This window comes from Thalassospira sp. SN3W (assembly GCF_038070535.1).
GTDB classification, from domain to species: Bacteria; Pseudomonadota; Alphaproteobacteria; order Rhodospirillales; family Thalassospiraceae; genus Thalassospira; species Thalassospira xiamenensis.
In genome coordinates this window covers 3544332-3557189 of record NZ_CP121124.1, presented here as the reverse complement: position 1 = coordinate 3557189, position 12858 = coordinate 3544332, and the positions used below count along the sequence as shown (strand labels likewise).

At 53.4% G+C, this 12858-nt stretch carries 14 protein-coding genes; 9 read left to right on the top strand and 5 right to left on the bottom strand.

Going from position 1 to position 12858, the window contains the following annotated elements; translation table 11 throughout:
• Positions 1-54: 54 nt before the first annotated feature.
• Together P8T57_RS16300 and P8T57_RS16295 are read right to left on the bottom strand one after the other, a co-directional pair.
• The gene (locus P8T57_RS16300) at positions 55-765 is read right to left on the bottom strand and encodes a glutathione S-transferase family protein (RefSeq protein ID WP_341363687.1); all 711 of its coding nucleotides are present in this window, start codon (positions 763-765) and stop codon (positions 55-57) included.
• 52 nt (positions 766-817) lie between these two features.
• Complete coding sequence (locus P8T57_RS16295; protein ID WP_037989946.1) at positions 818-1195, bottom strand: VOC family protein; 378 nt, start codon at positions 1193-1195, stop codon at positions 818-820.
• A gap of 108 nt (positions 1196-1303) precedes the next feature.
• Here P8T57_RS16295 and P8T57_RS16290 point away from each other — a divergent pair, with 108 nt between their 5' ends.
• The 8 genes from P8T57_RS16290 to P8T57_RS16255 all read left to right on the top strand — a co-directional run bounded on the left by P8T57_RS16290 (position 1304) and on the right by P8T57_RS16255 (position 9768).
• Complete coding sequence (locus tag P8T57_RS16290; protein ID WP_037989949.1) at positions 1304-2197, top strand: LysR family transcriptional regulator; 894 nt, start codon at positions 1304-1306, stop codon at positions 2195-2197.
• A 160-nt stretch (positions 2198-2357) separates the two neighbouring features.
• A complete protein-coding gene (locus P8T57_RS16285; protein ID WP_063095410.1) occupies positions 2358-2903 on the top strand; it encodes a hypothetical protein in 546 nt (181 codons plus the stop codon).
• A 176-nt stretch (positions 2904-3079) separates the two neighbouring features.
• Positions 3080-3922 carry a universal stress protein gene (locus P8T57_RS16280; RefSeq protein WP_007090914.1) on the top strand — a complete coding sequence of 281 codons (843 nt, stop codon included), beginning with the start codon at positions 3080-3082 and terminating at the stop codon, positions 3920-3922.
• Positions 3923-4132: 210 nt separating this feature from the next.
• On the top strand, positions 4133-5533 hold the full coding sequence (locus P8T57_RS16275; RefSeq protein ID WP_341363686.1) for an aspartate aminotransferase family protein: 1401 nt from the start codon (positions 4133-4135) through the stop codon (positions 5531-5533).
• Positions 5534-6055: 522 nt separating this feature from the next.
• Complete coding sequence (hemA, locus tag P8T57_RS16270) at positions 6056-7273, top strand: 5-aminolevulinate synthase (RefSeq protein ID WP_341363685.1); 1218 nt, start codon at positions 6056-6058, stop codon at positions 7271-7273.
• 799 nt (positions 7274-8072) lie between these two features.
• Positions 8073-8492: a nucleoside diphosphate kinase regulator gene (rnk, locus tag P8T57_RS16265; RefSeq protein ID WP_037989959.1), complete on the top strand. Its 420-nt coding sequence runs from the start codon at positions 8073-8075 to the stop codon at positions 8490-8492.
• A gap of 148 nt (positions 8493-8640) precedes the next feature.
• Positions 8641-9180, top strand: coding sequence for a hypothetical protein (locus P8T57_RS16260; protein WP_341363684.1), 540 nt, complete (start codon positions 8641-8643; stop codon positions 9178-9180).
• Positions 9181-9255: 75 nt separating this feature from the next.
• Entirely contained in the window at positions 9256-9768 is a 513-nt protein-coding gene (locus tag P8T57_RS16255) for an N-acetyltransferase (RefSeq protein WP_007090908.1), read from the top strand.
• Between the two features lie 58 nt (positions 9769-9826).
• Here the strand turns inward: P8T57_RS16255 and P8T57_RS16250 are convergent, their stop codons facing one another.
• The gene (locus P8T57_RS16250) at positions 9827-10570 is read right to left on the bottom strand and encodes an SDR family oxidoreductase (RefSeq protein WP_071239676.1); all 744 of its coding nucleotides are present in this window, start codon (positions 10568-10570) and stop codon (positions 9827-9829) included.
• A 184-nt stretch (positions 10571-10754) separates the two neighbouring features.
• Here P8T57_RS16250 and P8T57_RS16245 point away from each other — a divergent pair, with 184 nt between their 5' ends.
• Positions 10755-11468: an SOS response-associated peptidase gene (locus P8T57_RS16245; RefSeq protein WP_007090906.1), complete on the top strand. Its 714-nt coding sequence runs from the start codon at positions 10755-10757 to the stop codon at positions 11466-11468.
• A 24-nt stretch (positions 11469-11492) separates the two neighbouring features.
• Here P8T57_RS16245 and P8T57_RS16240 read toward each other — a convergent pair whose 3' ends face one another.
• Together P8T57_RS16240 and P8T57_RS16235 are read right to left on the bottom strand one after the other, a co-directional pair.
• Positions 11493-11681 carry a hypothetical protein gene (locus P8T57_RS16240; protein ID WP_063095421.1) on the bottom strand — a complete coding sequence of 63 codons (189 nt, stop codon included), beginning with the start codon at positions 11679-11681 and terminating at the stop codon, positions 11493-11495.
• 213 nt (positions 11682-11894) lie between these two features.
• Complete coding sequence (locus P8T57_RS16235) at positions 11895-12752, bottom strand: universal stress protein (RefSeq protein WP_051682248.1); 858 nt, start codon at positions 12750-12752, stop codon at positions 11895-11897.
• Positions 12753-12858: the final 106 nt, after the last annotated feature.

Below are 12858 nucleotides of genomic sequence, written 5' to 3'. Positions count from 1 at the left end.
CGACATACACTATTGATGGCTTTTCAGTCCGTTATTTGTAATCTGACAAATCTATTAGGAGGCAGATAAGGCGGGCTTTTGTGGCACCAGAAGCATCGATAGCCTTTTGGCCAGATAGCTTTGTCTTGATGCGATAAAATGATGAAGTTCCCCATGATACGTTTGGGGGACTACCGTCCGCACGATATCGTTTTTTAACAATCGTTCGCTCCAGCCACGAACATGTTCAAACCCCGCAAACAAATCCCGGTTAAGCCCGTATACCAATACCGGAAATGCCCGAAACGCGGTCGCATAGGCCATATCGACCATGCATAGCCCAACCTCGCGAAAGGGTCCGGCGGCTTCAAACTTCTTGTTGAGTATGGCCAAGATCAGGCCGATCCTGTGCAATGTCAGATCGCAGTCATGCTCATTATGATCCCGATACACAAGATCTGCAGTTAGCGACAATATCCGCTCTGCTCGTAAAATCCAGATACTGTGTTCGGCACTCTCAATCAGATCGACCGGATAAAGCGCACGACCATTAATCCTGTCGAGATAATCGCAAATAACCGCAGCCTCGGTTAGCGGTCGCGTTTGGTCAAGAAGCAAGACCGGCACTTGCCTTTCCGAACTGAACTTTTCAAGCCAGGCTGGCTTGTCTTCCAGACGAATATCTTCCCTTTCATGATCAATCGCGTAGTGTCCCATAACCATTGCAACCCGTTGCACATACGGGCACAGCCGGTGGCCTATCAGCTTAAAATGCGGACGTTCCACCCCCACCTCCTTTCAGCCGTTTTCTCCCAAAAACCGCCAAGTTTCAGGCAAATCACGACATGTAATGAATGTTGATTTTATTGCCATCCGGATCGCGAAAATAGGCTGCGTAAAAACCGCTATCATCACCGCCGCGCGCGCCCGGTTCCCCTTCCGATACTGCCCCGACGCTGATCGCCTTGCTGTATACGGCGTCGACCTCGTCCTTTGATTTTCCCTGCAAGGCGATCATTACACCATTCCCAACGGTTGCCCGCCTGCCGTCAAAAGGCAGATGAACCGAAAAATTGGCCTCTCCTTCCGCGCGTGCCCAGACAATGAAATCCTCCATCTCCATCACCCGCTTGGCCCCCATCATGCCAAGAATGGCGTCGTAAAATGCCCCGGACGTAGCAAGGTTGTTTGTCCCAATCGATGTATAACCAATCATTTTGCTCTCTCTTGGTTGTCTGGCTTTATCGGCTCCATCGTATGAATTTGCAAATTTACAATAAATAGGCAATTTTGTATAAATCCATTGCAAATTTGAAAGGTCAAAATGGACTGGAATTATGTAAAATCGTTTCTTGCCGTTGTCGACGCCGGGTCACTTGAAAAAGCAGCCGAACGTCTGAATGTCAGCAATACAACGGTATTTCGCCATATCCATGCATTGGAAAAAGAAACCGGAACACGCCTATTCGAACGGATCAAAGGCCGTTACAGCCTGACCGAAGCAGGTGAAGAGATGCTTGGTCCCGCCCGGCAAATCCTGAACAATTTCGAAGCTATCAATCTAAGTGTTTCCGGGCGCGATATTGCCGCTGCTGGGACGGTCCGAATTACCGCACCGACAAGCTTTGCCTATTTCATTCTGCCTGATTATTTCGCCCGCTTACAGACGGCCTACCCAGATATCAGCCTTGAACTTCTGGCAAGTAATCAGGAATTCAACATGGCAGAACGCCATGCTGATATCGCGATACGGGTCGCGGAACTCCCGCCCGAATATCTTGTCGGCCGCGAAGTTCGCAAGATAGATTGGGGACTTTACGCAAATCATGATATGGCGGAAAAAACCGAGCAGAATTTCAATGCCATGAAATTTCCGGATCGCTTGCCCGGTGGGTTTATCGGTGCCAGCGGAGCCCTAAGAAATCATCCGGTATTTAAATGGCTCGACGAAAACCACGCTGACCGGATCATCCATCGTAGCGATGATTTTGTTGCAATGGCAGGCCTTGCTCGCGCCGGAATTGGATATGCTTGCCTGCCTGCTGATCTGGCGATCCCAGATCTTGAACGCGTTACGTCTCTGCATCAATTCGTACCAAACAGGCTTTGGGTGCTTACACATCCAGAACTCAAACGCATTGAACGCATCAAGCTGGTTCTGCAATGGCTCGGAAATGCGCTTAAGAACGAACCCCGCTTGATACCGCCAGCTCGGTAACAAAGCCCGGGTCAATAAGCTGTCACGCGCCCTTTTCTGGACATCACGCGTAACTGGGTCCAATATATTCACAAGCAAAAGCAAGGCCGTACAATAAATGGCACTGTAAAGTAAAGGGAACGGCCCGGCGGACATCGCCTTGCGGCCAAAGGAGCAAGTCATGAAGATCAGAAGCGCGGGCCTCCTGTCCGGTCTTGTTGTTTCTGCGGCACTGCTGTCGGGCTGCGTGCAGCCCACCGCACAAAGCAATTCCCCCACCAATACCACGGCGGAAATCGTAACCCCGTGGGGTGGCCCGACCACGTCAACATCCGCAAATGCGCCAGCCAATACTGCAAATGACAAATTTGTCATGGCGCCAGATCCGAAAAAAGCCGCAATCACCGATATGCAGCGCCAGCAAATCGACGAGGCGCGTATCGCCCTTGGTATACTTGATCGCATGGCGCAACGCTGTGTTCAGCAAAATGACCCGGCAGCCTGCAACACGCTACAGACCAACTGGTCAACCCTGTCACAGCAATTGCGCAAAAGCCTTGCGATCATTTCGGGTAACAGCATGGGAACAATGCCGTCTGCCGGCGCACCAATGATGGCCGATCCAACCGCGGGAACGTCAACATCTGGTCCGGTCACGATGCCCGATGACAGTGCCCCGACCATGGAAAAGTCCATTCCGATGATGTCACGTCCTGCCGACGGCTGAGCCAATTCACGGACAGTCATTTTCTCGCCACAGGGTTACGCGATACTCAGTACAGGCGGTAAGTGTAATTTGAGATAGAACAAAGAACGCCAGCACTGATCGCATTAGACTGCTTCTCATAACCACGCTAGCCGCCTTGATCGAAGGCGGGGCTGCCCGGAAAAGGAGACTGGCAGATGTATCGGGATATCCTTGTTCATATCGACAATTCGGCCCCTTGCGCCCAACGGCTTTCGGTTGCCCTGAAAGTTGCCAAAGCGCACAAAGCCCACCTGACCGGGCTGTTTCTTCTGCCCTATGCGGAAATTCCGCGTTTCATGGAAGTTCAGATTTCCCAGGAAATCATCAATCAGCAGCGTGCTGCAATGGCCGAAACCGCCAAGGAAGCCAAGCGCGACTTCGCCAAAGCCTGCGAAGATGCCGGTGTAACCTTCAGCTGGCAGGAAACACCATGTTCTGCCGCCGAGATTGCCGACACGGTTGCCATGTATGCCCGCCATCACGACCTGACGGTTCTGGGCCAGTATGATCCGGACAGTGCCGACCCGTCTTCGACCTCGGAAATGCCCGACAAGGCCATTCTGACCGCTGGCACCCCGGTTCTGGTCGTACCTTATGCCGGTCGGTTCGAAACGATTGGCGAGCGCGTCATGGTTGCATGGAAACCCTATCGCGAAGCTGTCCGTGCGGTGAATGACGGCATGGCGTTTCTTGAAAATGCCAAATCGGCCCTCGTTCTCTGTGCCGATCCGAACAAGGGGGCACGTGATTCCATTCCGGTGCCGGGTGTCGATATCGGATCGCGGCTTGAACGCCACGGTGTCAATGTCCGCAAGGAAAGCATGAATGCCAGTGGCATCAGTGTTGGCGATCTTCTGTTGTCGCGTGCGGCGGATGAAAGCATCGATTTGATCCTTTGCGGCGCCTATGGCCGTCCGCGCCTGCGTGAACTGATGTTGGGGGGGGTGACCCAACATCTTCTGCGTCACATGACGGTTCCGGTTCTGATGTCGCACTAGGTTACGACCGATAACATCTTTACCAATCCGGCCGGTGCCCCTTGCCCGGCCGGTTTTGCTTTTGGGCTTCTGTTTTGGTGATTTCTGTTTTGACGAACCGCCAAAGAATCTTCGCCGGAACAGGGCCCAACTAATGATTTCCAACCCGCAGAATGCTGACTAAAGTGCCTGAAAGCATCAGGAACTTTCCTGCACGAAACAGAGGTTATCATGACCACAGACGCCACCATCGCCCCAGCTGCCCCATCGCCCAAAGGCAATTCCGCGGCCAGCCGCGATATCGCAAGCTATCTGCATCCCTATACCAACTTTGCCGCGCACGAAAAAACCGGGCCGCATATCATTTCAAAGGGCCACGGGATTTACGTGACCGACGACAATGGCCGCGATTTTATCGAAGGCATGGCCGGTCTTTGGTGTGCTTCGCTTGGCTTTGGCGAAAGGCGCCTTGTTGAAGCCGCAACAAAGCAGCTTGAAACCCTGCCCTATTATCATACATTCGCATCGCGCAGCACCAACCCGGCGATTGATCTGGCCGAGAAGCTTCTTGAACTTGTACCCGTCCCGATGTCCAAGGTGTTCTTTGCCAATAGCGGTTCAGAAGCAACTGATTCTGCGGTGAAGATGGTCTGGTATTATCACAATGCCATCGGCCAGCCGGAAAAGAAAAAGATCATCTCGCGCAAGAAGGGTTATCACGGGGTGACGGTGGCTGCGGCCTCGATGACCGGGCTTCCGGGAAATCACAAAATGTTTGATCTGCCGATTGACCGCATCATCCATACCGAAACCCCGCATTACTGGCGCGAAGCCCAGCCCGGCGAGGAAGAAGAAGATTTCGCGACCCGTCTGGCCGAACAGCTTGAAGACCTGATCCAGGCCGAAGGCCCGGAAACCGTCGGCGCATTTATTGCAGAACCGATCATGGGGGCCGGTGGCGTCATCGTGCCGCCGCGCACCTATTTCGAAAAGGTGCAGGAAGTTCTGGATCGTTACAATATCCTGTTCATTGCCGACGAGGTCATTTGCGGTTTTGGGCGGACCGGGCGGATGTTTGCCACCGAAACCTTCCGGCTCAAACCCGACATGATCACGGTCGCCAAGCAGCTTTCATCGGCCTATCAGCCGATTTCGGCCCTGTTCATCAATGACAAGATTTATCAGGCGGCGAAAAAGGCATCCGATGAAATTGGTACCTTTGGCCATGGCTTTACCTATTCCGGCCATCCGGTCGCGGCCGCAGTCGCCCTTGAAACACTGCGCATTTACGAAGAGGACGGTATTGTCAAACATGTCCGCAATGTCATGTCGCCGTTCCAGAAACGCCTTAAGGACCTGAACAAATTTGAACATATCGGCGAAACCCGCGGACGCGGGCTGATTGGCGCATTTGAACTGGTCGCTGACAAATGTCTGAAAACACCAATGCAGCCTGTCGGTGCTGCCGGTAAGGCGGTTGTTGCAAAATGTATGGACTACGGTGTGATCCTGCGTGCACTTGGTGACAGCGTTGCCTTTTGCCCACCACTGATCATTGCCGAAGAACAGGTTCATGACATGTTCGACAAGGTCGAAGCGGCCCTTGCAGACTGGCATGCAAGCCTCGGCTAAATCCATAACATTCCAGAAAACACATTAAAAACAAACACCTGCCGCCGCACTCCAATGAATACGGCGGCAGGCGAATAGCCTTAAACTTCCGAAATAAAACAATCGATAGATTTTGCCGCTTGTTTAAATTGATTTAATTGTGGGTCGGAAGTCCTTTCAAAACCTTGCCAAATGCGATCAATAGCGCCAAATTGGAAAGTGAATGGGGAACCGCCCAACGCCACGAGATGGCGTGATCGACACACAATGAATGGACGCCTTCTTTGACAGCGTGGTTCGCAGTGAAGCTTTGCTGAAAAGTTTTAGCTGAAACTGGAATCGCTTTAAAATTTTTGACAAGGGTCAATGCCAAGTCGGAAGCCATGTCCGATAAGGAAGTTATCAAGACCCGGTCAGACGGGACCATGCTGATCCGGAGATGTACGCATATCCGGCCAGGACCAGAGCTTTACCAAGGGAGAGAGAACGGGATGAGACACAAGCCCGTACCCGCGGTAAAGAGACAGGCGAAAGACACAAAAGATGAATTATAACACCTTCTTTAAAGACGCGTTGTCCGGCCTCAAGGCTGAAGGCCGTTACCGCGTATTCGCCAATCTTGAACGTATTGTCGGTGAATTTCCCAAGGCCATGTATCACCCCGATAACGGTGATACACCGCGCAAAATTACGGTCTGGTGCTCAAACGACTATCTCGGCATGGGGCAACATCCCACGGTTCTTGAAGCCATGCAAAACGCCGTCACCGGTCAGGGCGGCGGGGCGGGTGGCACACGAAATATTTCCGGCTCCAACCATCTGCATGTCGCGCTCGAGAATGAACTCGCCGATCTGCATGGCAAGGAAGCAGCCCTTCTGATGACATCGGGCTATGTCGCCAACTGGACGACGCTTTCGACCCTTGGCTCGAAGCTGCCGGATTGTGTGATCATTTCCGACTCGTTCAATCACAATTCCATGATCGAAGGCATGCGCCATTCAAAGGCGGAACGCCGGATCTGGAAACATAACGACGTCGAACATCTTGAAGAAATCCTGCGCGATCTGGGGCCGAACCGCGCCAAGATCGTTGCGTTCGAGTCCGTCTATTCAATGGATGGCGACATCGCACCGATCGCCGAAATCCTTGATCTGTGCGAAAAATACAACGCGATTTCGTATCTCGACGAAGTCCATGCGGTTGGCATGTATGGCCCGCGCGGCGGCGGCGTCGCCGAACGCGACGGCGTGATGGACCGCGTTGATATCGTCCAAGGCACGCTTGCAAAGGCCTTTGGCGTTATTGGCGGCTATATCGCCGGTAAAACCGAAATCGTCGATTTCGTGCGCAGCTTTGGCAACGGCTTTATCTTTACCAGCTCCCATCCGCCCAGCATCGCGGCTGGTGCCTTGGCATCGGTTCGCCACCTCAAAGACAGCAATGTCGAACGCGAAGCGCAGAAAGAACGTGCCGAAACGCTGCGTGAACGTATGCGTGCCGCCGGTCTTCCGGTCATGGATGCGCCAAGTCATATCGTGCCACTGATGGTGGGCGACGCCAGCATGTGCAAGGAAGCCAGCGACCGGTTGCTGTTTGATCACGACATCTATGTCCAGCCGATCAACTATCCGACCGTACCGCGCGGCACAGAACGGCTGCGCTTTACCCCCGGCCCGCTTCACAATGATGAACTGATCAATCACCTGATCGATTCACTTCTGACCGTCTGGGGCCAGTTGGGCATCGCAAAAGCGGCATAAAGCGGAAAATCACGCGATCCGCGACGGAACACATAAGACCGGCACAGACATGACCATGTGCCGGTTTTGCTTTTTATGCACCAATAAGATCATTCAATTTCCAGACCGATATGTTAGATTGATCCAGTCATGTTGAAGCAGCAATTAAACATTCGTTTTGTAATCAATGCGGGTTCCCTTCTCGCAGGAGCCTTACCCCGAGTGGGGTGAGGAACGTATTCCTATACCTGCACTCGGGGTTTTGAAGTCAAACCTTCAATGACCTTCGATGAACATCCAACCGGATCGTTTGACAGGCAGGATTACAATGACAGCTTTGAAATGCCGTGCTTTGGGTGGCATTCCCCCAAACAGCATCACATGCACGCAAACACACAATGTGCGCACGCATCCTATCGGTCGCCCCCAGCAATTCAAACGACTTGAAACTTTGCGCCCTCTGACAAGCAGGCCTTGCCCGGGCGATTTCATCTGCTTTTCGATTATTGATCAGCCGCCACAGACATCGTTCCTGAGCCTGAACCTAACCAAGCCTCAAAGCCATGATTGGCAATATCAATGATCACTCAGCCAACTCTGGTGGCAACAGTCGCGATCCGAGTGTCGTTGATTTGCGAAGTTTTATCGGCCTGACCGTTATCGGCATGAAACCACGACAACGCAGCCCGCTTCTTTTGGCCGACGCCACAGTCAGAAGGCTCCCCCTTCAGGGGGGGGGACCTTTTGGTCCCGTTCAACTGAATCCTGTTTGCGACCTTATGTGTCGCAACATCACATCCCATCCAAAGGACTTTTCGATATGCAAACCACTACCAAAACCTTCACTGAAACCCAGTCCCATGATCCAGCCGTTTTCATCGATCAGACCATCGCCGATCAGCTTGAAAACCTTGCACGGGCCAATATTGGCCGGAACCCGATTGTCGCCAACCGCCTGCTTGACGAAATAGACAGGGCTGTGATCGCCACACGATCCGAACTGCCCCCTGATGCCATCACCATCGGATCGGAAGTCACATTCCGCGACAATGCGACCGGTGGCATGCAAACCATAATTCTTGTCATGCCCACCGAAGCAGACATATCCACCCAGCGGATTTCGGTCATGACACCGGTTGGAGCAGCCCTGATCGGTATCAGAAAGGGTGAAACCATCTGGTGGCAAACGCCCGATGGTGAAGTCCGGGAACTGACCGTTCATGACGTCGTTGCCCCCTGAACGGGAACGATATGTCTTTGACAGTCTGTTTGCGGAATCATGATTGTGATCTATATTCACCGGTGCCGGGGTTTCTCCGGCATCGACACCTTGCAATTAAGAACCGTTCGCGTTAACATAGGTACCTGCAACATGACAGGGACCGTTTATGTATTCGGATAGAACATTGCTGCCCAAAGAATGTCTGCGCCTCTGCGCACTTGGTACCCTTGCCCTTTCGGACAAACCGATCAGCTATGCCGATCTGGCCAATGCAGTGCGTCATTTTACCGCCCATATCATGGGGCCATCGCTTGATATGATGGGAAGCTCGCTTCAGCTTCTGAAGCTTGAAGGGCTGGTGCGCGAGGATTGCAATAGCGGGTCCTATTCAGATGCACAATTGTCGCTGACCAAGGCCGGGCACGATAAATTTCAGGAACTGATGCAGGGCACGCTTCGAGATACGTCGGGCGAACTTTCGCGGCTTGTCATGGCGCTTAAAATGCGGTTCTTGCATCTGCTTGATGATGAAACCCGTCGCGACCAGATCGAAATCCTGCATGACGTTTGCGAACTGGAACTTGATCGCGTTCTGGCACTGCGTGAAGACCACGCAAACGAAGCCGCCCCGTTCACCGGATGGCTTGATATGGAAGCCCGTCGGCTGGAGCAAAAGCGCGACTGGCTTAAAAGCCTGTTGGTCTAATTGATTTTCCCGTTATAGTCGTGTGACAGACCTGCAGGTAGCAGGCGTGAAGTCACAGGATGGGACGGGACGATCATGCTTATACGCGATGAGACAAAGTCCGATATTCCGGCAATCCATGCATTGCTGGCCAGCGCATTCGCAACAGCCCCTCATAGTCAGCAAACTGAACATCTGATCGTCGATGCCTTGCGCAAAAAGGGCAAGCTCAGCATTTCGCTTGTCGCGATTGAAGATAACGAACTTGTCGGGTGCGTAGCCTTCTCGCCGATTACCATCGATGGCAAAAATATCGACTGGTTCGGCCTTGGTCCGGTGGCGGTGTGCCCCGACCGACAGGGTTTTGGCATCGGATCGGAACTGATCCAGGCAGGCATTGCACGCTTGCGGATCAATGATGCGGCGGGGTGCGTGGTTCTGGGCGAACCTGATTATTACAGCCGGTTCGGCTTTGCTCCCCTGCCCGACCTGAAACTGGACGGCGTTCCGGAACAGTATTTCATGGCCCGTCCGCTGATTGATGATATTCCGGCGGGCAAGGCTGAATATGATCCGGCATTTTACATTTCCCCGAACCACCACCGATAAAAAAACAGCCGTAAGTTCCTGGCTGTTTTTTCGATCAAAGCCCCGCAGATTTACAAAATCAGTACAGATGCTGCCCACCGGTTACGAAAATTTCCGTACCGGTGACATAGCTGCTGTCCTCCCCCACCAGATAATGAACGGCGGCGGCGACGTCTTCGGGGGTGCCCATTCGGTTCATCGGAATACGCGGCACCAGTGCCTCGTATTCCGGGGAAATCATTGCGGTTTTGATCTCGCCGGGTGCCACGGCATTGACCCGCACGCCCAGTTCGGCAAACTCCACTGCCATTTCACGTGTCAGCCCCGAAAGGGCGGCCTTGGACGTGGAATAAGCCGATCCGGCAAACGGATGAACATAATGGCCCGCGATTGAGGTGATATTACAAATCGCCCCCTTGCCGCGATGCAGGGCTGCGGCAAAGCCCCGCGACAAAGTCAACGGGGTAAAAAAGTTCAGTTCGAAGACATCACGCCATGCCTCGATATCGCCATTCAGGCAGCCGAGCCGTTCTTTATACGGCGTCTTGGGTGATACCCCGGCATTATTGACCAATGCATGCAGCGGATCATCGCCAAGAACTTCGTTGGCCTGCTTGATGAAAAGCTCGACATCTTCGGGTTTGGAAAGATCGGCAGCAATATGAATGCCCTGTGCCGGATCACGCGGGCAACTGGGCGGCGGAGCTTCCCGTGAACAGCAAATCACCCGCCAGCCGCGCGCGGCAAAATAACCGACCGTAACATGGCCGATCCCCCGGCTTGCGCCAGTCAGGACAACGGTTTTCGGGGCAGTGGCATTCATTGGGTGGCTCTTTCAAATCCCGCGCGCCGAAGTGGCACGTTATATCGTATCGTCATCTTCTTATAGCATTGCGATCCGTCGCAAGCACGCATCGCAACACGCGTTCCTATATAGGACGAAGGTTGTATCAAAACCAGTCAAACGGCTATGATCATTGTCAATTATGGAACGAACAGATAATCCGATGTGCAGCCAATACCAGCTTATCAACGACATGAACGCGTTTCAGGCACAACTGGCCATCGACCTTAGCGATATCATTCGCAAGGAAGCATCCGATTTTGCCGCCGACCGCGATTTAGACGGGCGGGATGCACATCGACGAGATACCGAAAAACCGTTAGAGGACGCAGACCAAGCCGCATTTGAGAGCCTGTCTGGCATTCGACGCCCGACCGATCCGGTGATTGTGATCCTGCCGGGTCAAAAGGCTGCCTCGCGCCGTTGGGGGTTAAGCGTTTCAACGCTGAATGCGCCACTGATCAATGCCCGAGCCGAAACCCTTGATCAGAAACCGACCTTTCGTCCCTTGCTGGATCGGCGTTGCCTGATACCAGCGACAAGCTGGTTTGAATGGCGCAAGGACGGCAGGGTAAAGCACAAGACCCGCATCACCCTGCCAGATCATCAGCCAGTGCTGTTTGCCGGGCTTGAAAACGGACGCGAGGCGGTCATCATCACCTGCGCCCCCGCACAGGCAATTTCACATATCCATGACCGCATGCCCGCCGTAATCGGGCCAAACCATATCGCCGGATGGCTTGATCCGGTCAACGGATTTGACGCCGTGCGTCACATGCTGGGCCCGGTGCCCAATCATGTTCTGGATTGGTGCGAAGAAGATGTCCCTGAAAAAACGAATTCGCGAAAGCGAAAAGACCAGATCAACCTGTTCTGATCGGGACATCAGAGACTTTGTAAGTTATTCGCCATCCACATCGTTGGCGGCACATGGTGCTTCATTGCAATTGCTAACAGGGCCAGCAGCAACACCGGAATAGCTTGCAACCAAAGCGCCAAGATCGGGCAAGCCGACATTCTGACGGGTAAGTTCCCGGCTCAGATCCTCGGACATGGATGCGAAATCAATGACATCGCGAAGTGATAACATGGGATTTTCCCCTGCCAGACGTTTCTTCCACTGTTCTTTTATCGGGCGAAGGCCTCGTTGATCGGGCCGTCGTCTTTGTAAGATTTCAGTAACGGTGGCGGGTTTTGTTCGCAGACGCAACAAAAAAGGCGCAAAAGACTGCGCCTTTTTTGTCATATACCAATGATCATACAAATAATCATCCGGATTTCAGGATGTTACGTGACCTATGGGTCAATGCATTATCCAAAGCGGCAAAGTGCATTTTGCCAGCATATCCTGTGTAACACCGCCAAGGATCATTTCCTTGAACCGCGAATGGCTGTAAGCGCCAAGTACGATGCTATCGGCACCGACCTTTTCTGCCTCGGATATCAAGGCATTAGCAACGTGCGACTGTTCGGGCAATTCGGACACCCGTGCCTCGACCCCGTGCCAAAGGAACTGTTCGGCCAATGCTTTGGCACAGGCACGCCCATGGGGGACTTCGCCGACACTGACGATGGTGACTTCCTTGGCCGTACGCAAAAGTGGCATGGCCGATGTCACGGCACGGGCGGCTTCCACTCCGCCATTCCAGGCAATCACGACTTTTTCGCCAACGGTTTCGGGTGTTTTTTCCGGCGCAACCAGCAACGGACGACCGGTTTCCATCAGGGCGGCATCAAAAGTAAGCGACGCGGCAGCTTCGCGCGGTTCGCGGCCAATGACCACAAGATCAAACAGACGGCCACGTCGGGCAACGGTTTCGTCTTCACGGCCATTGTCGCGCCGCCATGCACAGGTCGCCTGAAGATCGGCCATCGGAACGGCGGCCTCGGCAACGGCGGCGGCATCACGCGCCGCATCATAGGCAGCACGCCCGCGGGTTTCACGGCGCTGGGTTTCGTTTTCAGCAGCCCGCATCATTTCTTCGATGATCAGGCCCGACATGCCTTCCCCGACAATCGGGATCGCATCTTGTGGTTCGGCGGCAACAAACAATGCCTCAAGATGTGCATCAAATCTTTTGGCCGTCCGGAACGCCAGATCCAGTACACGCTGATCAATGTTCGAACCTGCCACCGGGGCCAGAATTGTTCTTACTGCCATCGCACTCACTCCCGAGAATTGATGTGTCTTCCGACACGTGTGCCTTGTTGCGATCACTACAATGCGTCAAGACGTCAGAAAGGGACAGTCTGCAACCAGAAAACGC

What these genes read in the sequence shown, in the direction of transcription:
- P8T57_RS16260 (WP_341363684.1), top strand. Translation starts at nt 8,641, where the DNA reads ATGTATTCGGATAGAACATTGCTGCCCAAAGAATGTCTGCGCCTCTGC.
- P8T57_RS16245 (WP_007090906.1), top strand. Translation starts at nt 10,755, where the DNA reads ATGTGCAGCCAATACCAGCTTATCAACGACATGAACGCGTTTCAGGCA.
- P8T57_RS16235 (WP_051682248.1), bottom strand. Translation starts at nt 12,752, where the DNA reads ATGGCAGTAAGAACAATTCTGGCCCCGGTGGCAGGTTCGAACATTGAT.
- hemA (WP_341363685.1), top strand. Translation starts at nt 6,056, where the DNA reads ATGAATTATAACACCTTCTTTAAAGACGCGTTGTCCGGCCTCAAGGCT.
- P8T57_RS16250 (WP_071239676.1), bottom strand. Translation starts at nt 10,570, where the DNA reads ATGAATGCCACTGCCCCGAAAACCGTTGTCCTGACTGGCGCAAGCCGG.
- P8T57_RS16290 (WP_037989949.1), top strand. Translation starts at nt 1,304, where the DNA reads ATGGACTGGAATTATGTAAAATCGTTTCTTGCCGTTGTCGACGCCGGG.
- P8T57_RS16285 (WP_063095410.1), top strand. Translation starts at nt 2,358, where the DNA reads ATGAAGATCAGAAGCGCGGGCCTCCTGTCCGGTCTTGTTGTTTCTGCG.
- P8T57_RS16280 (WP_007090914.1), top strand. Translation starts at nt 3,080, where the DNA reads ATGTATCGGGATATCCTTGTTCATATCGACAATTCGGCCCCTTGCGCC.
- P8T57_RS16275 (WP_341363686.1), top strand. Translation starts at nt 4,133, where the DNA reads ATGACCACAGACGCCACCATCGCCCCAGCTGCCCCATCGCCCAAAGGC.
- rnk (WP_037989959.1), top strand. Translation starts at nt 8,073, where the DNA reads ATGCAAACCACTACCAAAACCTTCACTGAAACCCAGTCCCATGATCCA.
- P8T57_RS16295 (WP_037989946.1), bottom strand. Translation starts at nt 1,195, where the DNA reads ATGATTGGTTATACATCGATTGGGACAAACAACCTTGCTACGTCCGGG.
- P8T57_RS16255 (WP_007090908.1), top strand. Translation starts at nt 9,256, where the DNA reads ATGCTTATACGCGATGAGACAAAGTCCGATATTCCGGCAATCCATGCA.
- P8T57_RS16240 (WP_063095421.1), bottom strand. Translation starts at nt 11,681, where the DNA reads ATGTTATCACTTCGCGATGTCATTGATTTCGCATCCATGTCCGAGGAT.